Annotated in this window: 28 protein-coding genes and 1 pseudogene; 8 read left to right on the top strand and 21 right to left on the bottom strand. The window is 65.6% G+C overall.

Features of this window, described 5'->3' with window-relative positions:
- A partial coding sequence (locus VN856_RS17750; RefSeq protein ID WP_325691359.1) for a BTAD domain-containing putative transcriptional regulator occupies positions 1-2,508 on the bottom strand: 2,508 nt, incomplete at its 3' end.
- Positions 2,509-2,722: 214 nt separating this feature from the next.
- On the opposite strand from VN856_RS17750, the gene VN856_RS17745 reads away from it, so the two are divergent.
- Positions 2,723-4,015 carry a citrate synthase gene (locus tag VN856_RS17745; protein ID WP_325691353.1) on the top strand — a complete coding sequence of 431 codons (1,293 nt, stop codon included), beginning with the start codon at positions 2,723-2,725 and terminating at the stop codon, positions 4,013-4,015.
- On the opposite strand, the gene VN856_RS17740 is transcribed toward VN856_RS17745, so the two are convergent.
- Both VN856_RS17740 and VN856_RS17735 read right to left on the bottom strand, forming a co-directional pair.
- Complete coding sequence (locus VN856_RS17740; protein ID WP_325691351.1) at positions 4,016-5,563, bottom strand: NAD(P)/FAD-dependent oxidoreductase; 1,548 nt, start codon at positions 5,561-5,563, stop codon at positions 4,016-4,018. It abuts the gene before it with no gap.
- Between the two features lie 4 nt (positions 5,564-5,567).
- Positions 5,568-5,822, bottom strand: coding sequence for a DUF2630 family protein (locus VN856_RS17735; protein ID WP_325691349.1), 255 nt, complete (start codon positions 5,820-5,822; stop codon positions 5,568-5,570).
- A gap of 48 nt (positions 5,823-5,870) precedes the next feature.
- Between VN856_RS17735 and VN856_RS17730 the strand changes: the two genes are divergently transcribed.
- Positions 5,871-6,233 (top strand): FKBP-type peptidyl-prolyl cis-trans isomerase, encoded by a 363-nt coding sequence (locus VN856_RS17730; protein ID WP_325691347.1) that lies wholly within the window; start codon positions 5,871-5,873, stop codon positions 6,231-6,233.
- Between the two features lie 83 nt (positions 6,234-6,316).
- On the opposite strand, the pseudogene VN856_RS17725 reads toward VN856_RS17730, so the two are convergent.
- From VN856_RS17725 to VN856_RS17710, 4 genes and pseudogenes are all read right to left on the bottom strand, one after another.
- Positions 6,317-6,541, bottom strand: a pseudogene (locus tag VN856_RS17725) (DUF559 domain-containing protein); the annotation flags it as partial.
- Between the two features lie 145 nt (positions 6,542-6,686).
- Complete coding sequence (locus VN856_RS17720) at positions 6,687-8,030, bottom strand: HAMP domain-containing sensor histidine kinase (protein WP_325691345.1); 1,344 nt, start codon at positions 8,028-8,030, stop codon at positions 6,687-6,689.
- A gap of 12 nt (positions 8,031-8,042) precedes the next feature.
- Complete coding sequence (gene prrA / locus VN856_RS17715; RefSeq protein ID WP_325691343.1) at positions 8,043-8,753, bottom strand: two-component system response regulator PrrA; 711 nt, start codon at positions 8,751-8,753, stop codon at positions 8,043-8,045.
- A gap of 18 nt (positions 8,754-8,771) precedes the next feature.
- Positions 8,772-9,365 (bottom strand): carboxymuconolactone decarboxylase family protein, encoded by a 594-nt coding sequence (locus tag VN856_RS17710; protein WP_325691341.1) that lies wholly within the window; start codon positions 9,363-9,365, stop codon positions 8,772-8,774.
- A 38-nt stretch (positions 9,366-9,403) separates the two neighbouring features.
- Between VN856_RS17710 and VN856_RS17705 the strand changes: the two genes are divergently transcribed.
- A complete protein-coding gene (locus VN856_RS17705) occupies positions 9,404-9,751 on the top strand; it encodes a winged helix-turn-helix transcriptional regulator (RefSeq protein ID WP_325691339.1) in 348 nt (115 codons plus the stop codon).
- Here the strand turns inward: VN856_RS17705 and VN856_RS17700 are convergent.
- On the bottom strand, positions 9,748-11,220 hold the full coding sequence (locus VN856_RS17700; RefSeq protein ID WP_325691337.1) for a carboxyl transferase domain-containing protein: 1,473 nt from the start codon (positions 11,218-11,220) through the stop codon (positions 9,748-9,750). The genes VN856_RS17705 and VN856_RS17700 overlap by 4 nt on opposite strands.
- A gap of 17 nt (positions 11,221-11,237) precedes the next feature.
- A complete protein-coding gene (locus VN856_RS17695; RefSeq protein ID WP_325691335.1) occupies positions 11,238-12,809 on the bottom strand; it encodes an arylsulfatase in 1,572 nt (523 codons plus the stop codon).
- Positions 12,810-12,901: 92 nt separating this feature from the next.
- Between VN856_RS17695 and VN856_RS17690 the strand changes: the two genes are divergently transcribed.
- From VN856_RS17690 to VN856_RS17670, 5 genes are all read left to right on the top strand, one after another.
- Positions 12,902-13,633: an enoyl-CoA hydratase gene (locus VN856_RS17690; protein ID WP_325691333.1), complete on the top strand. Its 732-nt coding sequence runs from the start codon at positions 12,902-12,904 to the stop codon at positions 13,631-13,633.
- A gap of 4 nt (positions 13,634-13,637) precedes the next feature.
- Positions 13,638-14,762 (top strand): MBL fold metallo-hydrolase, encoded by a 1,125-nt coding sequence (locus VN856_RS17685; RefSeq protein ID WP_325691331.1) that lies wholly within the window; start codon positions 13,638-13,640, stop codon positions 14,760-14,762.
- A 50-nt stretch (positions 14,763-14,812) separates the two neighbouring features.
- Entirely contained in the window at positions 14,813-15,250 is a 438-nt protein-coding gene (locus VN856_RS17680; protein ID WP_325691330.1) for a type II toxin-antitoxin system Rv0910 family toxin, read from the top strand.
- A 92-nt stretch (positions 15,251-15,342) separates the two neighbouring features.
- Positions 15,343-16,116: a VOC family protein gene (locus VN856_RS17675; RefSeq protein ID WP_325691328.1), complete on the top strand. Its 774-nt coding sequence runs from the start codon at positions 15,343-15,345 to the stop codon at positions 16,114-16,116.
- A 16-nt stretch (positions 16,117-16,132) separates the two neighbouring features.
- Positions 16,133-16,555, top strand: coding sequence for a hypothetical protein (locus VN856_RS17670; protein ID WP_325691326.1), 423 nt, complete (start codon positions 16,133-16,135; stop codon positions 16,553-16,555).
- Here VN856_RS17670 and VN856_RS17665 read toward each other — a convergent pair.
- The 12 genes from VN856_RS17665 to VN856_RS17610 form a co-directional block, all read right to left on the bottom strand.
- Positions 16,552-17,484 (bottom strand): helix-turn-helix domain-containing protein, encoded by a 933-nt coding sequence (locus VN856_RS17665; RefSeq protein WP_325691324.1) that lies wholly within the window; start codon positions 17,482-17,484, stop codon positions 16,552-16,554. The two genes, VN856_RS17670 and VN856_RS17665, sit on opposite strands and share 4 nt — an antisense overlap.
- Complete coding sequence (locus VN856_RS17660) at positions 17,485-18,999, bottom strand: carotenoid oxygenase family protein (protein ID WP_325691322.1); 1,515 nt, start codon at positions 18,997-18,999, stop codon at positions 17,485-17,487.
- A gap of 1 nt (position 19,000) precedes the next feature.
- On the bottom strand, positions 19,001-20,221 hold the full coding sequence (locus VN856_RS17655; RefSeq protein WP_325691320.1) for an acetyl-CoA acetyltransferase: 1,221 nt from the start codon (positions 20,219-20,221) through the stop codon (positions 19,001-19,003).
- A gap of 179 nt (positions 20,222-20,400) precedes the next feature.
- Positions 20,401-21,243, bottom strand: coding sequence for a sulfurtransferase (locus VN856_RS17650; RefSeq protein WP_414686987.1), 843 nt, complete (start codon positions 21,241-21,243; stop codon positions 20,401-20,403).
- Positions 21,240-21,566 (bottom strand): hypothetical protein, encoded by a 327-nt coding sequence (locus VN856_RS17645; protein ID WP_325691318.1) that lies wholly within the window; start codon positions 21,564-21,566, stop codon positions 21,240-21,242. Before VN856_RS17645 ends, VN856_RS17650 begins: the two co-directional genes overlap by 4 nt.
- 62 nt (positions 21,567-21,628) lie before the next feature.
- Positions 21,629-22,855 carry a cytochrome P450 gene (locus VN856_RS17640; protein ID WP_325691316.1) on the bottom strand — a complete coding sequence of 409 codons (1,227 nt, stop codon included), beginning with the start codon at positions 22,853-22,855 and terminating at the stop codon, positions 21,629-21,631.
- A gap of 24 nt (positions 22,856-22,879) precedes the next feature.
- Positions 22,880-23,302 carry a hypothetical protein gene (locus VN856_RS17635; RefSeq protein ID WP_325691314.1) on the bottom strand — a complete coding sequence of 141 codons (423 nt, stop codon included), beginning with the start codon at positions 23,300-23,302 and terminating at the stop codon, positions 22,880-22,882.
- On the bottom strand, positions 23,295-24,344 hold the full coding sequence (locus tag VN856_RS17630; protein ID WP_325691312.1) for a dihydrodipicolinate reductase: 1,050 nt from the start codon (positions 24,342-24,344) through the stop codon (positions 23,295-23,297). Before VN856_RS17630 ends, VN856_RS17635 begins: the two co-directional genes overlap by 8 nt.
- Entirely contained in the window at positions 24,341-25,561 is a 1,221-nt protein-coding gene (locus VN856_RS17625; RefSeq protein ID WP_325691310.1) for a cytochrome P450, read from the bottom strand. The genes VN856_RS17630 and VN856_RS17625 overlap by 4 nt, the downstream gene beginning before the upstream one ends.
- Positions 25,558-25,989, bottom strand: coding sequence for a hypothetical protein (locus VN856_RS17620; protein WP_325691308.1), 432 nt, complete (start codon positions 25,987-25,989; stop codon positions 25,558-25,560). The genes VN856_RS17625 and VN856_RS17620 overlap by 4 nt, the downstream gene beginning before the upstream one ends.
- Before the next feature lie 21 nt (positions 25,990-26,010).
- On the bottom strand, positions 26,011-26,715 hold the full coding sequence (locus tag VN856_RS17615) for a hypothetical protein (protein ID WP_414686985.1): 705 nt from the start codon (positions 26,713-26,715) through the stop codon (positions 26,011-26,013).
- Positions 26,712-26,840, bottom strand: coding sequence for a hypothetical protein (locus tag VN856_RS17610; RefSeq protein WP_264072759.1), 129 nt, complete (start codon positions 26,838-26,840; stop codon positions 26,712-26,714). The genes VN856_RS17615 and VN856_RS17610 overlap by 4 nt, the downstream gene beginning before the upstream one ends.
- Between the last annotated feature and the right edge of the window lie 3 nt (positions 26,841-26,843).

The raw sequence follows: 26,843 nt of genomic DNA, 5'->3' as shown, positions 1-26,843 counted from the left end.
CGCCCACGCACATTCGAAATAGTGGTGAGCCAGTTCAGCGAGCAGCTCGTCGTCGGCACCGGGCTCGTCCTCCAGCGTCGTGGCAATCCGCTGGTGCAACCGCATACGCCGCATCGACGGCAGTTCGGCCAGCAGCGACTGTCGGACGAGCGCATGGTTGAACCGGTACCGACCACCGGGCTCTTCGATGACGATGCCGGCTTTGCACGCCTCGTCGAACGCGTCAACCAGATCCTCCTCAACCACCTTCTCTACGAGGTCCAGGGCGAACCGGCTACCGACGACAGCGGCTGCCGCGAGGGCCTTGTTGGTCTCGACCGGAAGCCGAGTAAGTCTGCGGCTCACAGCTTCTCGCACTCCCTGGGGGAGCGTGCTCGGGTCCCACACGCCGCCACTCTCGTCGACATGTCGCAGAGCCTCGATGAGGAAGAACGGGTTGCCGCCGGTGACGGAGGCCAATGCGTGGCCGAGTTCTTCGTCGTCGTAGCCGGCTTTGGCGACGTAGGCGCTGACGTCGTCCTCATCGAGGCCGCTGAGACTGATCCGATTGGCGGTGCCGTCGCGGTGCAAGTCGGCGAGCATCGCTGCCAGGGGATGGGAGCGGTCGAGATCGGTGCTGCGATAGGTGCCGACGATCTGCACGCGCGCGCGGTCGCCGAAGCGCAGCAGGTGTCGCAACAAGAGGAGCGTCGGCTTGGCCGCCCAGTGCAGGTCGTCGAGTACCAGAACAACCGGCGCTTCTATGGAAGCCATTTCCAAGAGTGCGACGACGGCGTCGAAAAGCGCGTAGCGCTCGGTGTCCGGGTCGGCGCGCGTCGGCGCGGCCAGATCGGGCACTTCGTCGACGAGCCCGGGAACCAGCGGAAGCAAGGCTTCGACGCCGCGCAGTCCGCGCAACCGACTGGTGCCGACGCACGGCACGATCGACCGCAGGGCTTCCGCGAAGGGCTGATATGGCGCACCCAGGTCCTCGTCGCAACGGCCGTACAGCACGGCCGCGCCTTGCTCATAGGCCTGCCGGGACCACTCGCCGGCCAGGCGGGTCTTGCCGACACCCGGTTCGCCGGCTATCAGGACGGCGCACGCACCACCGCCAAGCGAGGTCTGCCACGCAGACAGAAGCCGCTCGAGCTCGCTTCCGCGCCCCACGAAGGGCCCGCTGCCGATCAGAACCGGGGGGAGGCCCGGCCGCTCCATCGGCGGCTCACTTGCCGTCGGTTGTTCGGCACTCTCCTCAGCGGTCTCCAGTCGCAGCTCGAACACATGCTCGGGGCGGGCGAGGTTGCGCAGTTCGCGCAGCCCCAGGTCGGCCAGGACAACGTCGTCGGGCAGTGAATCAATGACAAGCTCGGCGGTCGCACCCGAGCACAAAATTTGACCGCCCGCGGCCAGGGACCTCAGGCGGGCAGCGCGGTTGACTGCCCGACCGAAGTAGTCGCCATCGCGGAGCTCGACCTCACCGGTGTGCAGTGCGATCCGGATGCGCATCGGCTCGCGGAGATTCCACTGCTCGCGGCTGATTGCGTCTTGTAGCTCCATAGCGGCCGCGGCTGCCGCCGACGGTCGATCGAAGACCGAGAACGTGGCGTCGCCCTCGCCGCGGGTCTTGATCAGCCGACCGCCCTGCGATGTGACCACCTGTTCCGCGAGTTCGTCGTGTCGGGCAAGCGCCAGTGCCATAGCTGCGGCGTCTGCTTCCCAGGCGGCGGTCGATCCCTCAATGTCGGTGAGCAGAAAGGTGACTGCGCGCATCACCGACGGAAGATTTTGTGCTACAACAACATCGAGTGAGGCATCTTGTGCGACGATGGCGGTCTCAAGCCGGCGAAGCTCCGGCCCCGGATCGATTCCCAATTCGTCGGCGAGCATTGTCCGTGCCCGTTGATAAGCGCCAAGAGCGTCACCTTGCCGGCCGGCGCGGTAGAGGGCGAGCATGAGCTGGCCCCATCGCCGTTCGCGCAGCGGCGCCTCGGCCACCGCCGACTCGAGCTCGCCGATGATCTCCGCGGCGCGGGCCGTCGCGAGCAGCGCGTCGGCCCGATCCTCCACTAGCGCGGCGTGGCCCTCGATCCATCGCGTCTTTTCCGACGTTCCGCGCCTACCGTCGGGCAGTTCGGGGATACCTCGCCAGAGGGCAAGCGCTTCGTCGAAGCGAGCCACCGCCTGGCTGATGTCGCCGGTCGCTGCGGCATCGCGTCCGAGTCGGGCTGCTGATTTGTATCGCGACGCATCAACGTCGCTCTCGGCAAGCGCCCAGCCCGTCCCCTGCGTCAGAACGAAGCCGTCTCCCAGGGCGCGACGCAGCGCGGAGATGTGGGTTTGCAGGGCTTTGGCGGCGGTGCGTGGCGGATCCTCGCCCCAGAGCAATTCGACGAGTGTGTCGGCCGACACGACCGAGCCGTGGTGCAGCCCGAGCATTGTGAGGACGGCCCGAGGTTTGGCGCCCGGGATCGCGACGGGTGCGCCGCCTTGTCGGACCCGGAGTGGTCCCAAAACCCCCAGTTCCACGGCTTGAAGCGTAGTCACGTTCCTGATCGTGCGGGTGGGTATTCAACACGGGGTCAAGATCGAGTAAAGGCCTTCGGGCCGGCAGGCTTTACTGCCGGAAAGCCCCAACTTCAGCAGACCCGACCCCGAGCAGGCGCGTCGCCCCGACAGCGACTACCTTCACCTAGTAGCAAGCTTGTAGGGCCAGATCAGCCGAGACCGCAAAGGGGTTCCAGTGGCCGCAACCGACGACTCCGCCACTCTTCAGTACCCGGGTGGTGAGTTGGACCTGGAAATCGTTCACGCGACCGAGGGGGCCGATGGCATCGCGCTGGGCCCACTGTTGTCCAAGACCGGATATACGACGTTCGACAACGGCTTCGTCAACACGGCGTCCACCAAAAGCGCAATCACCTATATCGACGGCGACGCCGGCATCCTGCGCTACCGCGGCTATCCGATCGAGCAGCTGGCCGAGAAGTCGACCTTCATCGAGGTCAGCTACCTGCTGATCAACGGAGAGCTGCCGAACTCCGAACAGCTGGCCGCGTTCACCAACCAGATTCAGCGGCACACCATGCTGCACGAGGATCTGAAGCGGTTCTTCGACGGTTTCCCCCGCAACGCCCACCCGATGCCGGTGCTGTCCAGCGTCGTGAATGCGCTGAGCGCCTACTACCCGGATTCGCTGGACCCGGTGGACAAAGAAGAGGTCGACCTGTCCACGATCCGGCTGCTGGCCAAGCTGCCGACCATCGCCGCCTACGCCTACAAGAAGTCGGTGGGTCAGCCGTTCCTCTACCCCGACAACAAGCTGACCTTGGTGGAGAACTTCCTGCGGATGACGTTCGGCCTGCCCGCCGAGCCCTACGAGCCGGACGCGGAGATCGTTCGGGCGCTGGACTTGCTGTTCATCCTGCACGCTGACCACGAGCAGAACTGTTCAACGTCGACGGTGCGACTGGTCGGCTCATCGCAGGCCAACCTGTTCACGTCGATTTCCGGCGGCATCAACGCCCTGTGGGGTCCGCTGCATGGCGGCGCCAACCAGGCGGTGCTGGAGATGCTCGAGCAGATCCGGGACAGCGGCGACGACGTCAGCACCTTCGTCCACAAGGTGAAGAACAAAGAAGAAGGCGTCAAGCTGATGGGCTTCGGCCACCGGGTCTACAAGAACTACGACCCGCGCGCGCGCATCGTCAAGGAGCAGGCCGACAAGATCCTGGCCAAGCTCGGCGGCGACGACGACCTGCTGGACATCGCCAAGCAACTCGAAGAGGCCGCGCTCACCGACGACTACTTCATCGAGCGCAAGCTGTACCCGAACGTCGACTTCTACACCGGTCTCATCTACCGCGCGCTCGGATTCCCGACGCGGATGTTCACCGTGTTGTTCGCGCTCGGCCGGTTGCCCGGCTGGATCGCGCACTGGCGTGAAATGAACGGTGAGCCCAGCAAGATCGGCCGGCCGCGCCAGATCTACACCGGCTACACCGAGCGTGACTACGCCACCATCGACTCCCGGTAACTAGCCAAGCGACTGCAGGACCGCCATCGCGGCGTTGTGACCTCCGATACCGGAGACCGCACCGCCGCGGCGCGATCCTGAGCCGCACAGCAGGATTCGCTCGTGGGCGGTCGCGACACCCCATCGCCGTGCCGGAGTGTCGAGTTCGTCTTCGTCATCAGCGAACGGCCAGCACAAGCCGCCGTGGAAGATGTTGCCGCCGGTCATTCCCAGCCGTTGCTCCAGGTCGAGGGTGGTTGTCGTCTCGATGCAGGGCGAGCCGTTGACGTCGTTCAGCAGCACATCCTGAATCGGCTCGGCCAGAACAGAATTCAGCGACGACAACACGGCGTCGGTGAGCGCGTCACGCTCGGCGCCGAACACCTGATGTGGCGTGTGCAGACCGAACACCGTCAAGGTGTGCGCGCCGGAATCGCGCAGCCCGGGCGACAGGATGCTGGGGTCGGCCAGTGAATGGCAGTAGATCTCGCACGGAAGTGGTTCCGGCAGAACGTGATCGGCGGCCTGTGAGTAGGCGTCGTCCAGCTGCGACCAGGTCTCATTGACATGCAGCGTTCCCCCGAAAGCCTGCTCGGGCGCCACGCTGTCGTCGCGCAGTCTGGGTAGCCGCCGCAGCACCATGTTCACCTTGACTTGAGCGCCTGGCACCGAGGCCGGCGCCGGCTCGCCGAGCAGGCCGGCCAACGACGCGGGTGTGACGCCGGCCAACACGAGTCGGGCGCGGACCGCGTGCTCGTCGTCACGGCAGCGGTAACGCACCTCCCCGGCCGGGTCGATCGCGTAAACCTCTGCACCGGTGACGGTTTCGACCCCATGGGCGGACGCGGCGGCGGCCAGCGCCGCGCTCACCGCACCCATGCCGCCGATGGGGACGTGCCAGTCGCCGACACCGCCGCCGATCAGGTGGTAGAGGAAGCAGATGTTCTGCTGCAGCGACGCGTCGTCGAGCCGGGCGAAGGTGCCGATCAGCGCGTCGGTCGCCACGACACCGCGCACCACGTCGTTGTGCACCGCGTCGGCGATCGCGGCGCCGACCGGTCGCTCGACCAAGGCCTGCCACGCCGCTGCCGCCTCGGGGTCGCTGCCGACGACCGTTGCCCGGGCCTGCTCGCGGGTGCGCAGCGGCTCCAACATCGTGGGCCACAGCCGCTCGGTCACCAGCCGGCAGCGCCGGTAGAACTCGGTGAAGGCCCGCTCGTCGTCGTGGGCGTCGATGGCGTCGAACGTGGACCGCGGACCGACCAGCAGGCCGGTGCGCCCGGCCGTGGCCGGATCGGGGGTGTACGACGAATAGGGCCGCCGGGCCAACCGAACCGTCGCGCCGAGGTCGTCCAGAATGCGCGCCGGCAGCAGGCTCACCAGATACGCGTACCGCGACAGCCGCGCGTCGACACCGTCGAAGACGTGTGATGACACCGCGGCACCACCGACGTGCGGCAGCCGTTCCAGCAGTCGCACCCGCAGGCCGGCCCGGCCCAGGTATGCGGCGGCGACCAGAGCGTTGTGTCCGCCGCCCACGATGACCGCGTCGACCTCACGCGCAGTCATCCGCTCAGCCCAGGTAGCCCTCGACCTCGTCGGCGGGGCGTACCGCGGCGTCGCGGGGATCGCCACCGGTCTCGCGCAGGGCGCGACGCTGCCTGAGCAGGTCCCAGCACTGGTCGAGTTCGATCTCGAGTTGACGCAGCCGCTTGTGCTCCTCGGACTCGCTGATCTTGCCGTGCTGCAACTGCTCTCGAAGCGCCTTCTCCTCGGCGACGAGTTCGTTGATGCGCGACAGGGCAGCGTTGTCTGGGCTCTTGGTCATGCTTGGTCCTCTTTCACTAGTCAAGTGTGCCCGACTAGGGTCTTCTCCGTGTCAAGCAAACCTGAGATTGAATTTCCCAGCGGCCCAGCACCTACCCAGCTTGTCAGCCAGGACCTGGTGGTCGGCGAAGGACCCGAAGCCGTGCCTGGTGGCACTGTCGAGGTGCACTACGTCGGCGTCGACTACGACTCGGGCGAAGAGTTCGACAGCTCATGGGGCCGCGGCCAGTCGATCTCGTTCCCGCTGCAGGGCCTGATCCAGGGCTGGCAGGACGGCATCCCGGGAATGAAGGTCGGCGGACGGCGTCAGCTGATCATTCCGCCGGAGCAGGCGTACGGGCCGGCCGGCTCGGGACACCAGCTGTCCGGCAAGACGCTGATCTTCGTGATCGATCTGCTGGGTACTCGCTAGCACGTCAGCCGCGTCGACTGTGTAGCTAGTGATCGCGATGTCGGAATAATTACGCGCGCAACCTGCACACTCGAGGCTCCACGCTAGACGGGGCGACCCGCTGCTCTGAGCTTGCTGCGGACTCGGTCGATGATCACCGCCGGCCTTGACAGCATCTCCGCACTGATCCGGACGACCACCCAACCCATTGCCTCGAGTATCGCGATCCGGTCGATGTCCCACGACCGCTGATATCGATCGGACCAATGTTGGACGCCGTCGTACTCGACAGCCACTCGCCAGTTTCGCCAGCCCATGTCGACCCTGATCGCCCACGCTCATGGCCGAAATATTCGATCAACGGCGGTCCAAGCTGGGCGCAATTATGCACAGGCGCATTGACTGTGCAGCTTCTGCTCGCGAAAACGGCGAAACAACCTCGACTACCTACACACTCGGTGCTTAAACGGAACGTCAGCTCGGCGGCGGCAGCTGCAGCAGCAGACGTACGCCACCTAAGGGGCTGTCTTGCAGCGCCGCGGTTCCGCCGTGCAGGTGTGCCTGCTGGGCAACCAACGCCAAGCCGAGTCCGGAGCCCGAGTGCGACGCGGTCGAGCCGCGGGAGAACCGCTCGAACACCATTTCGCGTTCGGCTTCGGGCAGCCCGCTGCCGTTGTCGTCGATGGCGATCTCCACGCCGGCCCGCGAGGTGACCGCCGACAGCTGAACGCTGGTGGCGCCGCCGTGTTTGACCGCATTGGCGATCGCGTTGTCCACCGCAAGACGCAGGCCGGCGGGCAGGCCGACGATGATGCAGGTCGGCGACGGAGCCAGCGACACGTCGAGGTCGGGGTAGATCCGCATCGCGTCGTGCGCCGCGCGGTCGAGCAATTCGGTGATGTCGACGGGCACATGGTCCTCCGACGTCGACAGCTCGCCCTGTGCCAGCCGTTCCAGCGCGGAAAGCGTTGCCTCGATTCGCGTTTGGGTGCGGATCACGTCGCTGAGCACTTCTTTGCGCTGCTCATCGGGAAGTTCGAGGGTGGCCAGCACCTCGAGGTTGGTGCGCATCGCGGTCAGCGGCGTACGCAACTCGTGGGAGGACACGGCGGCGAAGTCGCGTGCCGATGCGAGTGCGTCGAGTGTGCGGTTCTGCTCGTCCCAGATCCGTTGCAGCATGCCGCGCATGGCCTCCGCGATCTCCACGGCTTCACTGGCGCCTCGTACCCGGACCTGTGGATTCTCGTCGCCTGCGTTGATGGACCGGGTCTGCTGCGCCAGCCGTTTGAACGGGCGCACTGCGAAAGTGGCCAGCAGCCAGGCGAATACGGCCGCTGCGGCGATCGAGAACAGACAGATCAAGAGCACCCGGCGATGCAGGTTGTTGGTGTCGGCGATGGTGGCGTCATAGGTGGCGCCGACTTCCACCAACATCGGATGCGGCGCCGGGATGGTCACCGAGCGCACCCGGTAACGCACGCCGTTGATGTAGGTGTCGGCGTAACCGGCAGGCAACTCGGGCAGCGTGACGGTGGTGTTGGAGGTGACCTCGCCATTGACGTGGCGGACGGTGATGATGGCGTCCTGGTCGCTGGGCGACTTCGGAATCTCGCCGAGCCCGCGAGGCAGGAACGGAATCGCGAAACCGGCGGCCTCGTCGAGACGGCGGTCGAGCCGTTCCTTGCGGTCGTTGGTGATGCCGAACCAGACGACGACGCCGACGATGAGCACCGGGATGGCCGCACCGATGACGGTCGCGACCACCACGCGGGCGCGCAGCGAAGGCGTGCGGGTCAGGATCCTCTGCAAGAAGTTCATCTTCGCTTCCCGTTACTGCATACGCAGAACGAACCCCACGCCGCGGACGGTGTGCAGCAGCCGGGGGCCGCCACCGGCTTCCAGCTTGCGGCGCAGGTATCCGATGAATACGTCGACGACGTTGGTGTCGGCGGCGAAATCGTATCCCCACACTAGTTCCAGCAGCTGGGCGCGCGACAGCACCGCGGTCTTGTGTTCGGCCAGCACGGCCAGCAGATCGAATTCACGCTTGGTCAGGTCGACGTCGACGCCATTGACCCGGGCCCGCCGGCCGGGGATGTCGACCTCGAGCGGGCCGACCGTGATGGTTTCCGATGACGACGTCGCGGTGGCTCCGCGGCGGCGCAGCAGCGCCCGCACCCGTGCCACCAGCTCGGCCAGCACGAACGGCTTCACCAGGTAGTCGTCGGCGCCGGCCTCCAGACCGGCCACCCGGTCGTCGACCGAGCTGCGCGCGCTCAGCACGCAGACCGGCACGTCGTTGTCCATCGCCCGCAGTGCGGTCACCACGCTCACCCCGTCGAGCACCGGCATATTGATGTCGAGGACGATCGCGTCCGGCCGGGTTTCGGTGGCGCTGCGCAGCGCTTCGGCGCCGTCGACTGCGGTCGCCACTTCGAAGCCGGACAACCGCAGTCCGCGCTCCAGCGAGGCAAGCACGTCGGAGTCGTCGTCGACAACCAAAACCCGCGGTGAGGTCGCGCCAGTTTCCATGCTGCCCATGATGCCTGATCATCCCTCTTAGCTGTGGGAACACCCGCCCGGGCCCGTCCGGCGCGGCGGGAATCGGCGGGCGCCAGGTTCCCGTGGTAGCTGCAGCGAGTTCACCAGATAACTGACGGTGCGGTACGTGCCGGCGAGCATGAGCAGTTCGAGCAGTGCCTCATCCGAGTGGTGGCGGGTGAGCTCTGCCCACAGCGCGTCATCCACTGTGCAGTTCTCGTGCAGGCGGTCGCACAACCGGATCAGCAGCCGATCGGCGTCCGACCAGCAGGTGTCGTCGGGTCCGCCAATCGTCAAAGACGTGATTTGTTCCTCTGTCAGGCCGGCCTTCGCGGCGAAGACGCTGACATGCACGCCCCACTCGTACTCGGCGCCGCACGACGCGGTCACCCGGTCGATGACGATCTCGCGTTGCCGGATGGTCAGGTGGCCCCGGTCGAGCAGTCCGGAGTTGAAAAACTTGAAGAACAGCCGGCGATCGCGCGCCAACGTGATGAACAACACCAGCGGCGGCTGACCGTGCATGACCGCGTCGATGGCCTGCCGGACGTCGTCGGGAAGCGGTTCGGCAGCCGGAGCGATGCGGGCGCTATTACTTTCATAGCGTGTCATGACGACAAAACTAGCGACGGTGCTACAAAATGTAAAGCATGCAGTCGCCCCGGATCGGATCATCGGCCCGTGGATCGCGTTCCGGGCGCCCACTGATGGTGGCCCTCGACGCGCTTGGGCGCCGCGGCGCACTGCGCCTGCTCTGGGAGCTGCGCGACGGGGCGCTGACCTTCCGGGCGTTGCAAACTGCCTGCGACACCAATCCCGGCTCGCTCAACACCCGGTTGAAGGAGCTCCGGCAGCTACACATCGTGGACCACGGCGACGAAGGTTATTTCCTGACGGCACATGGCCATTCACTGATGGCGGCGCTTGCGCCGCTGCAGACTTGGGCACACCGCTGGGCGGCCGACGCATTCGATCACCTCGGGTTGCCGAACAGCTAGCGCAGCCCGATATTGCGGTAGCGGCGCAGCCGAGTCGCCATCCGGTCGGAATCGGCCATGCCGCGCAGCGCGTGCAGCTCGACGGCGATCGCCGCGGACAGCCGGGTGGAGAACTCGGCCGGTTCGTCGGCGGCGTCCGGGTGCTCCGGCACGACCGTGTCGACGATGCCGGACGTCTGCAAGTCGACCGAGCGGACGCCCTGTGCGGCAGAGAGTTCCGGGGCGTGCTCGGTGTCGCGGAACACGATCGCGCTGGCGCCCTCCGGCGGCAGCGGCGCGAGCCAGCCGTGCAGCGCAGCCAGCACCCGGTCGGCGGGCACCATCGCCAGCGCGGGCCCGCCGCTGCCCTGACCGAGCAGCACCGACACCGTCGGAGTGTCCAGGGTGACCAGCTCAGCCAGGCACTGCGCGATCTCGCCGGCCAGGCCGCCCTCTTCGGCCTCGGCCGACAGCGCGGGGCCGGCGGTGTCGATGACCAGCACGAGCGGCAGCCGCAGCCCGGCGGCCAGCGCCATGCCGCGGCGGGCTTCGCGCAGCGCGGCCGGCCCGACCAGCCCGCCGACGACGCGCTGCTGCCCGAGCAACACCGCGGGCTGACCGTCGAACCGGGCCAGCGCCAGCAGCATGGTGGCGGCTTCGCCTTGCCCGGTGCCCGACAGCAGCACCTGGTCGGTGCAGCCGTGGCGCAGCAGATGCTGGACTCCGGGCCGGTCCGGTCGCCGCGACGCCAGCACCGAGTCCCATGCCGGGATATCGGGCAGCCGCTCGGGCCGTGGTCGCTCTGGCGGCGGCCTCGCGGCGTCGGCGACGACCGTGAGCGCCCGGTCCAGGATGCCGCGCAGCTCGACGAGCGGCACGACGGCGTCGATCACCCCATGCCGTTGCAGGTTCTCCGCAGTTTGGACGTCCGGCGGAAACGGTTCGCCGTAGAGCTGCTCGTACACCCGCGGCCCGAGAAAGCCGACCAGTGCGCCCGGCTGAGCGAAGGTGAGGTGACCCAACGAACCCCACGACGCGAACACCCCGCCGGTGGTCGGGTGGCGCAGGTAGACCAGGTAGGGCAGGTGTGCTCTTTTGTGCAGAGTGACGGCCGCGGCGATCTTGACCATCTGCAGGAACGCGACGGTGCCTTCCTGCATCCGGGTGCCGCCGGAGCACGGCGACGCCAGCAGCGGCAGCCGCTCGGCGGTGGCGCGTTCCACCGCGGTGGTGATCCGTTCGGCCGCGGCGACCCCGATCGAGCCGCCCAGGAAGTCGAACTCGCAGACCACGACCGCCACCCGGCGCCCGAACACCCGGCCCTCGCCGGTCAGCACGGATTCGTCGTGGCCGCTGGCGGCGCGTGCCCCGGCCAGCTCGTCGGCGTACGACTCGCTCATCGGTATCGCCAGCGGCGCGCTGTCCCAGCTGACGAACGATCCTTCGTCGAGCACCGCGTCGCGCAGTTCGTCGGTCCCGATCCGGCTCACCCGGCTGAGGCTACTGATCAGCCCGGCGCGAGATCCAGGATGACTCCGGTGTCGTCGACGTAGCGGTGCCACAGCACCAGCAGCTCAGCCAGTTTCTCGGGATGCTTCGCGGCCAGGTCCTCGATCTCGCCGGGGTCGGCGGAGAGGTCGTAGAGCTGCCAGGCGCCCGGGCCGTACGGCTCGGGCAGATGCAAGGCCTTCCAGTCGCCCTGCCGAATCGCGTAGCGCCCGAACAGTTCCCAGCCGGTTCCGACGGTGTCGTCGTGCACCGACTCTGAGCCGGACAGGTAGGGCAACAATGACCGACCCCGGATGGGCTCCACGTCCCGTCCGCGGTATTTGGCTGGGTGTTCGACGCCGGCCAACTCGAGCACGGTCGGCGCGATGTCCATCACGGTGCTGAACGCGGTGCCGATCTGTTGTTGCCGGCCGAAGCCCGGCCAGGTGACGAACCCGACCACCCGGATGCCACCCTCACTGGTGAACGCCTTGTGCAGGCGCGAGGGAGCGGTGGCGGCCTGCGCCCAGCGCGGCCCGTACCAGATGAACGAGTTGGCGGCACCGGCGTTGTCGAGGCTGTTGTCCCAGTTCTTCTTGATCTCGGCGGCGATCGCGCCGCCGAGGATCGGCACCGACTCGAGGATCGCTCCCTCGGCGCCGTTGTCCGACATGAAGACCACCACGGTGTTGTCGAGTTCGCCGGTCTCTGCGAGGTAGTCGACGACGCGGCCGATGTTGTGATCCATTCGATCCACCATGGCCGCATAGATTTCCATGGCGCGCGCCGACGAGGCCCGCTGCTCCGCGGTCATGTCGGCCCACTCCGGTTCGCCGTCGGCGACCACGGGGTGGGCGACGACGTCGGAGGGGCACAGGCCGAGGCGCTTGAGCGCGGCCAGTCGCTCCTCGCGAAGCGCGTCCGGGCCGTCGTCGTAGCGACCCCGGTATTTGGCGATGGTGTCGGCGGGCGCCTGCAGTGGCCAGTGCGGCGCCTGGAACGGCAGATACGCGAAGAACGGCTGTTCGGAGTCGGTGCGCTCGCGGAAATACCGCAGCAGCGTGTCGGCGTAAAAGTCCGACGAATAGAAGTCGTCTGGAACGGTGACGAACTGATCGTCCTCGGTGTACCGCGACATCATCGGTATGAAGTCGCCGGGAACAGTGCTGTAATGGCTTGCGCCGCCGGGCAATAGCGCGAACGACCGGTCGAATCCACGGGACCACGGCGACGTGTCGATGGTGTTGCCCAGATGCCACTTGCCTGCCATCAGGGTCAGGTAGCCGGCGTCCCGTAGCAATTCGGGCAGTGCGACCACCCGGTCGTTGAGGTATCCCTCGTAGCCGGGCTGTCCGCGGAACTGCGGAGCGACCTCGAGCATGGTGCCGATGCCCGCGATGTGGTGATCGGTGCCGGTCAGCAGCATCGACCGGGTCGGGGAACAGGCCGGTGCCGAGTGGAAATCGGTCAGCCGGATCCCGGCGTGTGCGAGCCGGTCGAGATTGGGGGTCTCGATCTCGCTGCCGAACGCGCCGATATCGGAGAACCCGAGGTCATCTGCCACGATCACCAGGAAGTTGGGCCTTGTCACGGGGAAGCATCCTGTCAGGTCCACGGGCCGAATGGAACTGTCCGCCTACTGCCGATTCGATACCGCTCGGCTGAGGCTAATAGGCTGGGCCCATGATCGGTCTCACCCGCGTCGAAGACGTCTTGACCATTGAGTTGCAGCGTCCCGAACGACGGAATGCGCTCAACTCCCAGCTGGTCGAGGAGTTGCGCGAGTCGGTGGAGAAGGCAGCCGGAGAGGATGTCCGTGTCGTCGTGCTGACCGGGCAGGGCACCGTGTTCTGCGCCGGCGCCGACCTGAGCGGTGACGCGTTCGCCGCCGACTATCCCGACCGCCTCATCGAACTGCACAAGGCGCTGGACGCCGCGCCGATTCCGGTGATCGGCGCGATCAACGGGCCCGCGATCGGCGCGGGTCTCCAGCTGGCCATGCAATGCGACCTTCGAGTCGTCGCGCCCGAGGCGTTCTTCCAGTTCCCGACGTCGAAATATGGCCTGGCACTGGACAATTGGAGCATCCACCGGCTCTCGTCGCTGGTCGGCCACGGCCGGGCCCGGGCCATGCTGCTGACCGCGGAGAAGCTGAGCGCCGAGACTGCGCTGCAGACCGGGATGGCCAACCGGATTGGGACGCTGGCCGACGCGCAGGCGTGGGCCGCCGATATCGCCGGCCTGGCTCCGCTGGCGCTGCAGCACGCCAAGCGGGTACTCAACGACGACGGCTCCATCGAAGAGCCGTCGCCGGTGCAGAAAGAGCTTTTCGACAAAGCGTGGGGTAGCCAGGACGTCATCGAAGCTCAGGTCGCACGGGTCGAGAAGCGACCGCCGAAATTCCAGGGGGCATAAACGCATGATGCGCGCGGCGCTGCGACTGGCAGCGGGCACAGTCTCGCTCGCGACGGGCGGGTGGGTGTTGCGCGCCCTGCACGGCGCACCGGCGGCGCTCGGAGCGCAACCGGCTGACATCCACGCCGTCGCCGATCGCTCACCGAACTTCCAAGACGGCGTATTCGTCAACCTGGAACCGGCCTCGATGAACATCGGCCCCGACCAAGGGCGATCGCTGTTGTGGGAGATCATCACTGGCCTCGAGGACGCTCGGCCCTCAGCGGAGATCCCGTTGGACACCCCCGAGCCGCGCACCTTCGATGCTCCCGCCGGCCAGATCGCCGTCAGCTGGTTCGGCCACTCGACCGCGCTGCTGGAAATCGACGGATACCGCGTCCTGACCGATCCGGTGTGGAGCGAACGCTGCTCACCCTCGGACGTCATCGGCCCGGGACGGATGCACCCCCCGCCGGTGTCGCTGGACGCGCTGCCCGCGCTGGACGCGATCGTCATCAGCCACGACCATTACGACCACCTCGACATCGACACGATCCTCGCGCTGGCCCGCAGCCAGTGGGCGCCATTCGTCGTTCCGCTGGGCGTCGGTGCGCACCTTCGCGAGTGGGGCATTCCCGACGAGCGCGTCATCGAACTCGACTGGAACGAGCAGACGAAAATCGACGAGCTCACGCTGATCTGCACACCGGCACGGCATTTCTCCGGCCGCTTCCTGAACCGCTTCAACACCCTATGGGCGTCCTGGGTGATCATCGGCCCCTCGCACCGGGCCTACTTCGGCGGCGACACCGGCTACACCAAGAGCTTCGCCGACATCGGTGCCGATCACGGACCTTTCGACGTGACGCTGCTACCCGTCGGGGCCTACAACAGAGTGGCCCGGGACGTTCACATGAATCCCGAAGAGGCGGTGCAGGCGCACCTCGACGTCAACGGCGGACTCTTGGTGCCAATCCACTGGTGCACATTCCGGCTGGCGCCGCACCCGTGGGCCGAGCCAATCGAGCGGCTAGTGGCTGCGGCCGAGGCCGCGCACGTCGCTGTCGCGGTGCCCAAACCGGGTGGTCGCGTCGACCCCACGGCCACAACGGAATTCGAGCCATGGTGGCGGCTCGGCGAAAACTCTTAAGACTCGACGACTTCGAAGACAAGGACAAGGAAGACCGGTAGAAGTCAACCATGGCAAAGCTTTCGGTATCCATCGACGTACCGCTGCCGCCCGAGAAGGCGTGGGAGGACGCGTCAAACCTCTCCCGCTATAAGGAGTGGCTGACCATCCACCGGGTGTGGCGCAGCAAGCTACCCGAGCAGTTGGAAAAGGGCACGGTGATCGATTCGATCGTCGAGGTCAAGGGCATGCCCAACCGCCTCACCTGGACGATCGTGAACTACAAACCGCCGGAGTCGATGACGCTCGACGGTATCGGCGTCGGCGGGGTCAAGGTCAAGTTGATCGCCAAGGTCAAACCCAAGGCGGACAACTCGGTGGTCAGCCTCGACGTGCACCTCGGGGGCCCAGCGTTATTCGGCCCCATCGGCATGATGGTCGCGGCGGCGTTGAAGAGCGATATCCGCGAATCGCTGCGTAGGTTCGTCACGGTCTTCGCGCCGGCCTGAGGCGACGTCGCGAAACCGCGATGACTTTTCGCGTCTTCTAGAGTCGATATCGATGAACCCCACTTCGGGGCCTGTTACATCAGGAGGTCATCGTGCCGATCCGTAACGTCGCGCCGCTGGGCGCTCCCTGCTGGCTTGATCTGACAACATCGGACATCGAGCGCGCCCAGAATTTCTACGGCGCAGTTTTCGGTTGGACGTTCGAATCCGCCGGACCGGAGTATGGCGGCTACATCAACGCATCGAAGGACGGCCATCAGGTCGCTGGAATGATGGCCAACCTGCCTGACGCGCCGGTTCCGGACAGGTGGTCCACCTACCTGCACACCGCCGACGTCGACGCCGGCGTGTCGGCCGTGACGGCCGCCGGCGGCTCCACTTTCATGGGCCCAATGGAGGTGCCGGCCAAGGGATTCATGGCCGTTGCGACCGACCCTTCCGGCGCCTTCTTCGGCCTGTGGCAGCCGCTCGAGCACCACGGCTTCGAGGTGACCGGCGAGGCCGGCGCGCCGGTATGGCACCAGCTGACCACTCGTGACTACCGGGCCGCCGTCGACTTCTACCGCGAGGTGTTCGGGTGGCGGACCGAGGATGTTTCCGACACCGACGAATTCCGTTACACCACAGCCTGGTTCGGGGATCACCAGCTGCTCGGAGTGATGGACGGCGCCCGTTTTCTGCCCGACGGCGTGCCGTCGACCTGGACGACCTTCTTCGGTGCCGAGGACGTCGACAAGACACTGCAGCTGATCACCGACAACGGGGGCGCCGTAACTCAGCCCGCCGAGGACACCCCCTACGGTCGGCTGGCCGCAGCGACTGACCCGACCGGCGCCGGGTTCAATCTGTCGTCGCTGGAGAACTAGCCGCTACTGTCGCACTATGCCCCGCATACGCCCTGGCTGGATGGTGGCGCTGTTTGCCGCGATCGTGTCGGTGAGCGCATGGCTGCCATGGCTGACCACGGGGATCAACGGCGGCGGCTGGGCCAACGCGATCGGGGGCAGCATCGGCAGCCTGCATCTGCCGCACGGGTTCGGGCCGGGCCAGCTAATCGTGTTGCTGTCTTCGGCCCTGCTGGTGGCGGGCGCAATGGTCGGCAGGGGATTGTCGGTGAAGCCGGCATCGGTTGCGGCGCTGCTGATCTCGCTGGTCGTCGTCGCGCTGATGGTCCGGTATTACCATGTGAACGTCAAGCCGCCGGTATCGGCGGCCTACGGCTTGTACGTCGGCGGCGTTGCGGCGTCGGCTGCGATGCTGTGTTCGCTGTGGGCGTTGGCGTCCTCGCTACGGCGCCATCGCTAGTTCACGCTGACGTTTGCGCCCTTCAGCGGCTGGGCGCATTGGTCGCAGGTCAGTTGCCCGACGAACGGCTTACCGCAACCGAGATGGGTGACCTCCACTGCCGGGCCCTCCGGCGCGTGAAACCAATGCTGCCCACATTGCAGCGCGGCGATGATCACTGGGAAGAACGCCCGCCCTTTCTCGGTCAGCTGGTAGTGGTCGCGCGCCGGCCCGGCCTGTCGCGATACACAGAGCACACCGTTGGCGCAGAACGTCTGTAACCGTTGGGTCAGCAGCGACGGCGTCGCTCCGAGCTGGTTCTGAAAATCGGTGAAGCGGGTGGTGCCGAGGAAGGCGCACACCAACAGGGCCGCTGCCCAACGGTTTCCGAACACGCTCATCGTCTCGGGGAACAAACCGGCCTGACCGCGCTTACCGTCGGCTGTAGACCGGCGACGGGTGACCGCCTCGGGTACCGAGCGCGGCCACGAACCGCTCGGGCCCCAGCGCGCCGCCACCTCCTTCTCGGTCACCGCCTCGCCGCACGATTGGCAGGTCAAGTTCGGCGCGAAGTCGTTGTCGCACAACGTGTGATGCATGGCCGGAAGCGCGTCGACATGATCGGGCACCCACCGTCGTTCCCACTCCCAGATCGACAACAGCACCGGCCAGAAGGCCCGTCCGCGTGCGGTGATCAGATACTCGGCGCGCACCGGCCGGGTCTGATAGACCGTGCGGACCAGCAACTCGTTTTCCGTCAGCACCCGTAACCGGCTGGCCAATGCCGAATTTGAAATCGGCAGCCGCGCCATGAATTCGCCGTAGCGGGTCGCGCCCAGCAACGCCTGCTGGATGATCAGCAGCGTCCACTCGTCACCGAGCAGACCGAGGATCCGGCCTACCGCGTTGGTGCCGCCCGGGCTCAGCAATGTCGGTGTCGCCAGCGGCATTCACAGTCCGATCGCGCCGGCGGGGGAGTCGGCGTCATGCCAACGGCGCAACTGCGCACCCGGCGCCCAGGTGGCGTGGGTGCCGCTGGAAATACGCTCGGGCAGAGCAATTTTGCACACCGGTCCGTCGCTGAATCGGGCGGCATCGAAGATCACGCAGTAGGACGCGTCGGCGTCCATGTCAGTGGTCAGCGTGATCAGGTAGCCGTCGTCCTCGCCGGAAGAATTCAGTCGCGGGGCCATCGCCGCCTCGCTTCCGAAGACCCCGTCGGCGAACCGAAAATGTTGTTCGCCTCCGGTGCGTAAGTCGTGCTTGACCAGCCCGTCGAACAGGAACCAGCCCGGCTTTCCGGTGGCGGCATACGTGTAGCGGTAGTTGCCGGCGGCGTAGTCGGGATTGATCGTCCCGAATTCGGTGATGGACTCCGACAGTTGCTCCTCGTTGACTTCGCCGGTGACCAGATTGAACCTCCACCGGTGCAGCCGGGCCTGCAGACGATCCAGCGCCAAGAAGCGAAAGAGCTTGTCCCACTTCGTTCCACCGGTGTCAAGTGGCTGCGGCGCGCCTTCGTAGAATCCGTCGAGCACAATCTCCTCGCCGTCTTCGTAGGCGTTGGTGAAGTGCAGCACGAAAGTCGGATCGGCCTCGAACCACCGGATGTCGCCGGTGCCGCCGCGGCGTGGCAGCACGGCGAACCGTGACGGCATGTCGGGATAGAACCGCGGCAGATGCACGTCGTGCGTGAGCAGGTCGGGATCCCAGAACAGCGGGAAATCGTTGAGGATGACGTAATTCTCGGTGTACGCCATGTCGTGCGGCAGCCTGGGGCCGGGCAGCGGAACGTCGACGTAGTGCGCCAGATCATTGTTTTCGTCGACGACGCCGTAATGCATATAGGGCGCCTGCTTGCTGTAGTTGAAGAACAGCAGCTCACCGGATTTAGGGTCGACCTTCGGATGCGCGGATACTCCCCACTGAGATGGAAAGTGGCCGTTCCAGGTCTCCTTGCCCAGCGTGTCGGCAGAGAATGGGTCGATCCGGTACAGGTCGCCGCACTGGTAGAAGCTGGTCAGCGCGACACCACGGTGCACGATGACGTCAGTGCTCGACGCGTCCTTCATCCGGGTGCGAGCGCCCCAGCCCTCGTCGCGCTTGGCCAATTGCACCGGCTCGGCCAGGCCCGGCCACAGTGGCTCGCCAGCCTCGTTCTCGGCAAGGAAGCCATCGGTGCGGACAAAGCGGTTGCGGTAGAAGGCGTTTCCGTCACGGAACCCGACGACGTGCAGCATGCCGTCGCCGTCGAACGGGTGATAGGTCTTCATCGACGGGTGCAGCGGGTTCTCGGTGTTGCGCAGGTAGACACCGTCGAGATCGCGGGGGATTTCTCCCTCGACGGCGATCAGGTCGTCGGCGTCCCACTCATTGGTCTGCGGCCGCCACGGTCCGGTTCGGTACGGGTGGTCGTCGTCTTCGGGCAGGGTCGACAGGAATTTGGCTACGACTTCGACGTCCATGTCACGCTCCTTCGGTTGCGCGGACGACGAAACTGACCGTGGTGGCGGTGCTGCCACCGAAGTTCAGCGTGCCAAAGGTTTTCGCGCCCTCGACCTGGTAATCGCCGGCGGAGCCGCTGACCTGTTTTGCCGCATCGACGAGCATCCGAATTCCCGATGCACCGACCGGGTGGCCACCGCCGATCAGCCCGCCACTGGGGTTGATCGGCAGCCGTCCGCCGATCTCGATTTCGCCGTTCTCGATGGCCTTCCACGATTCGCCCGGTCCGGTCAGGCCGATGTGGTCGATCGCCAAATACTCACTGGGAGTGAAGCAGTCGTGTACCTCGATCCCATGCACATCGTCGAGGCTCGCCTGGGCGCGTCGCAGCGCGTCAAGCGCGGCTGCCCGCACATGCGGCATCACGTACGGGTCGTCGGCCGCGCGGTCAAGCTTTTGTTGCAGGCCCAGTCCGACGGTGCGATGACCCCAGCCCGCGATGCGCGCGACCGGCCGAGCATCCGGATGATCGCGAAGGTATTTGTCGGTGACCAGGACGACTCCCGCTCCGCCGTCGGTCATCTGGCTACAGTCGAACCGGCGCAGCCGGCCTTCGATGAGCGGATTGCCCGCGTCGTCGTCGGAGATCGGATCGGGCACCGTCCATTCTCTGGTCTGCGCGTTGGGGTTTCGGCGCGCGTTGCCGAAGTTGACCTGTGCTATGGCCCGCAGATGGGTTTCGTCCAGTCCGTAGCGGCGGTCGTACTCGTCGGCGACGGTGGCGAACATCGACGGCCAGAGATATTTCGCGTCTGCCCCTTCGTGTCCGGTCCAGGCCGCTGCGCCGAGGTGACGCGCCGCGGTGTCACCGTGGACGGTCTTCTCGAGTTCGACGCCGAGGACCAACGCGGTGTCGTAGTTGCCGGCCTGCAGATCGGCCATCGCTGCCAGCGCGGCCACGCTTCCCGACGCACACGCGGCCTCGTGCCGCGACGCCGGGGTGTCCCACAGGCCGTCGCACACGGTTGCCGGCATGGCGCCGAGGTGACCCTGTTCGGCGAACATCTCGCCGAATGCATTCGCAACGTGAACCACGTCGATGTCGCCGGCGTCGATCTTTGCCGCGATCAGGGTGGCGTCGACGACCTCGCGGGTCAGATCCGCGAAGTCACGGCCCTCTTTGGTGAGGTTTCGGGCGAAGTCGCTTTGATAGCCGCCCAGAATCCAGACGTCAGTATTCATAACCGCACGCTACTACAATTAAGAGAGTGACACACCGGATCTGGCATTTATAGACGGCCTCACCAGCTCTCGGCTGAACCGGCGAGACCTAGGCGAACGCGTCGGTCGACCAACGCGTCCCCCTCTATACGCGCATTACCGTCGAAGGCGGGAGACAAACCTTAGTCCGTGGAATCGGACTAATCGTCTCCGCGGGCGACTGGGTTGGCGGCATCGGAACTCCATTGCGACCATGAGCCGGGAAACAGCGCTGCCCGGTAGCCCATCGCAGTGAGCGCCGCGATCGAAATGGCGGCAGTGACACCCGAGCCGCAGTACGCGGCCAGTCGACCGTCGTCGTCGATGTCGCGCTCCGCGAGCACTGAAGCCAGTGCGTCGGGCGTCAAAAATGTGCCGTCACCGGCGAGTACGGTGCCACTGGGCAGGTTCTTCGCGCCGGGGATGTGTCCGGCGACAGGATCGATCGGCTCGACATCACCGCGGAAGCGTTCGGGTGCGCGCGCGTCGAGCAGCGTGAAGTTATCGACCTGCTGCGCAGTCAGGGTCGGCAGCGCTCCGTTATAGAGATCCTCGTGCAGCACTGTCGCGTCGCCCGGTGGCGGCGTGACCGAGCCGGTGGCCAGGCTGCCCCCGGCCGACCGCCACGCGGCGAGGCCGCCATCCAGGATGCGCACGTCGGCGATGCCAGCAGCCGACAGCACCCACCAGGCCCGCGCCGAACCGGCTCGATTCCAGTCGTCGTAGACGACGGTGGGCACGCCTTGGCGGACGCCCCACCGCCGCGCCGCGGCCTCGACGCTGCGTCCGGAGGGCAGCGGATGCCGCCCCCGACCGGTGACGCTGTGGTCGCTGAGCTCGTCTTCGAGTGAGACGTACACCGCGCCCGGGAGATGGCCTTGTAGGTACGACGCCCGCCCGTCGGGCTCGTCGAGCCGCCAGCGCACGTCGAGGATCGCCGCGGGTTGGCCGGTGTCGATGAGATCGGTCAACTCGGCGACGCCGATCAGTACCCGGGGGGTTATGGCTTGAATCCCAGGTCGTGCAGGGCGTCGATGCAGCCGTTGATCCAGTCAGCGGGATTCGCCGGTGGCGCTCCTCCGCCCATCTCGACTTGGCAGGCACTCGCAGCGGTGTAGCCGTTTTGCATCTCGCTCTTGAGATAGGAGTGATTCTGCGGGGTCGAGAAGTAGTCGTGTTCGGATTTGTAGCCGTCCTTGTAGGACGGGCTGTTGGCCGGGCCGTGCGGACAGCCGCTGGCAGGGCACGGCGGGTCCGCGTGCGCGGGTGAGGCCACACCGATCGCGGTGACTGCGATGGCCGTAGCCAGAAAGGAGCGGTCGAACATATCGGGCATCATTCCACGGGTGCCTGTGCGCGTCGGTACGCTCGCGTCGATTTTCTAACGCATCAGCCAAACTGCATGGGCAAGCTGGTGGGCCCGCTCATGCCGAGCAACGGCTTCCACGGCGCCGATCCGATGCGCCGTGGATTCGGCAAGCGGCGGGCGAGGATCTTGAGCGCTTCGGCGAGTTCGCGTCGCGCCAGGTTGGCGCCGAGACAGTAGTGCACCCCTCCGCCGAACGTGAGGATGGGTGGCGGATCTTCGCGGGCGATGTCAAAGCGTGTCGGATCGTCGTAGACGGCGCTGTCGCGATTGGCCGCATAGGTGTTCACCAAGATGAAAGTGCCTGCGGGGAAGGTGTAGTCGTCGATCGTCACGTCATCGACGACGCTGCGCACCGTGCTGCACATCGACGGCGAATGTCGCATGGTCTCCTCGACGGCACGCATCGCCAGCTCGGGCTGGTCGCGCAGCAGCGCCAACTGATCGGGGTGATCGCAGAGCACCTGCATGGATGCCGCGAGTTGGCTGCGCGTGGTGTCGGTGCCGGCCACCAAAATGCTGAACGCCAACATGCGCAACTCGCCGGCATCGAGGCGATCACCCGCATCTTCGATGGCGATCAGCTCGGACAGCAGATCTTCGGTCAGGTGTCGGCGCCTCTGCACGACCATGTCGTCGATGTAGTCGTCGAACTCACCCCAGGCCTGAAGGATGACGGGCTCTTCCTCGGTGACATCGCAGTCGAAGCTCACGATCTTGAAGATGTCCTCGGCCCACCGTGAGAACTGTTGCCAATCCTCGCGAGGTGCACCGAGCAACGCGCAGATGATCGGGATGGGATATGGCCGTGCGATGTCCGCGACGAACTCGCAACGGCCCGAGTCCGCGACGCGATCGATGAGCTCGTCGACGACGGTGTGGATCGTGTCATCCAGACTCGCCGCCGCGCGCGGCGTGAAGGCTTTGGATACGAGGCTGCGCAGTCGGCGGTGTTCGTCGCCTTCCATGTTCAGGATGCTGCGGGTGACTCGGTCCCATAGCGGACCCGACGTGATCCCGTGAGCGGACAGATGGATCCCCGGAGGGATCACGAACCGTGGATCGCGCAGCACCGTCCTGGCAAGTTCGTACGAGAGTACCTCGGGACCAATGGGTCCCAATGCGATCGGCGCCTTTTGCTGGGCCGCTTGGAACTGCGGATAGATCTGCTGTGGGGTGTCGGTCAGGTCATAACTCAGCGTGGGTAGTCCGGCGTCGAAAACGCTCGGTCTGGCCGCGTCAACGGTCACGACATCTCCTAGCTGCTGGCGTCGTCACGGGATATTGGTCGCCAGCAAGGTCAGCGGGAGACCAAGTACCGATAGGTCGATTTCGTCGAGATACGAGCCCTCACCGGAAATGCTCTGCCGGAAGCGGATTTTCGACCCGTAGCGTGCGGTGACGGCTTCGGCGTCGGACGCCCCCGGGACGCGGAGCACCACGGTGTACACGCCGTCGCCGTTGGCCTTGACGAATTCACTGACGGATGCCGCCACTTCGGCGATCGCACCGGGGATCGCGCTGATCAGTTCGATGCCACCGTTCCAATCCAGATAAATTGTCAAGCCGAGTTCAGTCAGCTCGGTGTTCTCGAAGCTGCAGCCGAGGTCAGTGAACATCTGCGCCACGGCCGCCTGCCGTTCCGGCGCTACGGCGAAAACGACGTGATGAAGCTGCGTCTCTCGCTGTTCAGACATTGATGACTCCACGCGGAAGTAGTAGCGGCAGATCGTTATACGTCGCAATGCCGGGTGGCGCGGCGACGACGGCCGGTATCGCGGTGATGGCCGGCACGGCTGTGATGGTCAGACCGAGCAGGATGTATTCCTCGATCGTCTGTGCGACGAAATCTGCGGGCGGCTCGAACGCCAAGGTTGTCTTGATCGTCGGTCTGCCTTCGACGGTGATGTGGTAGCCGAAGCCCATCGTCCAGGTGGGCTCCAGCGATTGCCCCTTGGTCCACACCCCGCGTACCTCGACGACATCACGCTCACCGACAAAGCCTTTCCAGCTCACGTCGATTCCCGCCACACAACCCTTGGCGATGACCCAATCACCGGGTAGGTGCACGTCTTCGGTGGCTTGGGCATACTCGGCCTCGCAACGAATCTCGTCGAGCTCGACCCCCAGCGCGTCGGCGACGATGAGGACGGCCTCGCGGAAGATCCCCGACCCCTCCTCGGTCACCGCCAGCAAGTCGGGGTGATCGATCGGATATCCGAACCCCATGATCTTCTCGGTCTCCGGTGAGTTGTAGATCGTCGTGTCAAACGATTCCACGATGCAGACGCGGTCGATCCTGTCCGAGAGCCCGGCAGAAACGATCGCAAAGAGCTCGATGAAGCCAGGGTTCAGGCCGCTGCCGAAGATCGTCGACCCACCGAGTTCGCATGCCCTCAGGATGCGTTCGCGCCCGTCGCCGAGTCGATGGCCGGTGATGAACTCCGACGTGGTGACGACGTTGATGCCCGCCTGGAGAATGCGGACCAGAACGTCGACGTTGGCGAACATCTGGTTGTACACAACGCAATCGGGCTCGAGGGCGATCAGGGCGTCGATGTCGTCGGTGGCCAGCAGTCCGAGTGGTTCGATGCCGCACAGTTCACCGACGTCGCGCCCGACCTTGTCCGGCGACCACGCGTAGCATCCGACGAGCTCGAGTAGCGAGTTCGCGACGATTGCATGTACCGACTTCGTACCGATGTTTCCTGTCGTCCACTGAACGACCCGAAAGGTCATGCGGGTGCTTTCGTTCCAGGACTGAAGACGACGGGAATCCGACGGAATCCTCTTGTGACGGAGTTGCCGTGAAACACGGCATCGGCGCCGGGTGCGAGGGCGTAGTCCGGTATCCGCGAAAGCACTTGCTCGAGACCGACCGTGAATTCCAGGCGGGCTAGGTTGGAGCCGAGGCAGCGATGTACTCCGGCCCCGAATCCGAGGTGGCGGTTCTCGCGACGATCGAGGATGCACCGATCGGGTTGGTCGAACTCGTGTGGATCGCGGTTGGCGGAGGCGTAGTTCACCAATACCGATTCGCCGGGGCAGAAGGTGTGTCCGGCAAGCTCGACGTCCTTGGCGACGGTACGCGGAATGCCGTGAATCGATCCGCCGAACCGGATGAACTCCTCGACGGCTCGTGGCAGTATTTCCGGCTCGCCGGCGAGCCGGTCGCGTTCGTCTGGATGTGTTGCCAGGTAGTGGAACGCGAACGACAACGCGTTAGCGGTCGTCTCTAGGCCTGCCTGCACCAGCAGCATGGCATTGGCAACCACGTCGCTGAAAGGCAGTCGCTCACCGTCGATCTCGGCGTTCAGGAGCACGTCGATCATGTCGTCCTGGGGATGCTGTGTGCTTCGCGCCGACACCGCATCGTGGAGGTGCTGATACAGGCCGCCCCACGCGCCCATCCGAGCTTCCTCGGTTTCACCGTTGAGCGCGGTGTCCGTCAACTCAATACACAGCGGGACGTCGTTGATCGGCAATCCGAGGAGATACTTGAAGAAGACGATGCCCGGCTGCCGCCAGGCGACCTGGGCGAGGTCACCGGTCCCCAGTTCAATAAATGCGTCGATCAACTGGTCTGTCTCGTAACGAATCTGACGTCGCAGCGCCTTCATCCGCGCCGGCGAAAAGTACGGGTTCAGCACCTTGCGGAATTTCTGCTGCCGTGGCGGGTCCAGCGTGATCACCAGATCGCCTGCGAGCTGCTCAGACGCTTCGGGTGTTGGGTTACTGGAGAAATGCTCCCAGTCCTGCAGAATCCGGTAGCACTCCGCGTATCGCGTTGCCACCCACGCGCCACCGGGAGTGGCGCTCAGAAACGGCGTATCCGTATGAGCGAAAGGCGCATTCCGACGCATGACCGAATAGACGTCGTATAGGAAGTCGTTGTCCTGGAAATCCTCGTGACGGAGGTCCCAGTTGTGCGCGTGCTCCTCAGGCGCCTTGGTCACGGAGTCGGAGCGCCATGCTGCCGGGCCACCCGCGCGTCGTGAATGCGCACCAGTTCGCGGAATTTCAGCCGGTGATATTTCGGAACCGGCTGGATGCCCCACAGGTCTCGGGCGGTGTCCTTGCCCTCGGCGCCTTCGGGCGGTCCCAACATCGGATATGGGACCTTGCACTCCAAGGTGTCGTCGGAGTAGCGAACCTTGAGTAATTCACTGCAGATCTGCGTCAGGCTCAGCGTCGGATAGCCGTAGTAGACCGCCATGAAGGGCAGCGTGAAGGCACCTTCGATGACGAGCGCGACCAGACAGACGATGACGGCGCGCTTGATGTATTTGTGCATCCTGGCGTAGTACGGCGTGGTGCCGGGAGGTAAGTCCTCGGCCGGGTCCTTGTCTTCGGTGGACGCCGGTGCGGGTAGCGGTGAAGTCACAGCTGTGCTCCTTAAAAGTGTTCAGTCGGTGAAGATTTCGCGGTTGACTGTGTGCAGATACGGGATGGCCAGGAACGGGGTGATGTAGAAGATGTCGTAGAGCCACCAGCCGATGACGGGGAAGACCACGCCCGCATAGCGCACGTCGGCGTACATGGTCATGTTGAACACGTAGGCGCACCAGATCACCACGCCCATCCAGCAGGTGATGATCATCCATTGGTGGCCCCACCGCTTCATTTGCAGGAAACCGATCGCGGCGGCACAGCGCATCGCGAACACCGTCAGGATCAGCCCGGCCACATAGGCTTTCTCGCCGGGGCCGGCGGCGCCGCCGACCCACAATTCGTTGTAGTGCCAGAAGTAACCGGCGTCGAACATGTTGCCCCAGCCGACCATCAGCACCCGGTTGATCAACGTGTGGTTGGCGACCAGGTCCAAGGCCCAGCCCAGGCTGTTGAGTGTGCCGTCGATCAGCACCAGATAACCGATCAAGGTGACGATCATCGGCCGCACCGACAGACCTGCTCGTAAAGCCTGGCGCTGCAGCCAGACTCCGCGCATGAAGATGGGGAAGCCGATCAGGCCCGGCGCCCACATCCCCATCAGAGCTGCGCCGACGATCATCCACTTGTCCGCCCGGCGCTGTGCCAGACGGGATTCGTCGTGATGGTCCTCGAGGCTGACCGGATCATCGGGGCGTCGGTTCAGCAGCGGAACATTCACAATTCCCACCAGCCGCGCGCGAAGGACATGTAGAGCTGAATTCCAAACATCAGCAGCAGGTAGCCGTAGATGACGATCTGCAAGATGATGAGCGCCTTCTTGCGCTGTCGTTCCTTCTGATCCATAGT

Origin of the sequence: Mycobacterium sp. (assembly GCF_035603715.1) — a bacterium.
Taxonomy (GTDB): Bacteria; Actinomycetota; Actinomycetes; order Mycobacteriales; family Mycobacteriaceae; genus Mycobacterium.
This window is presented reverse-complemented; position numbering and strand designations above follow the sequence as displayed.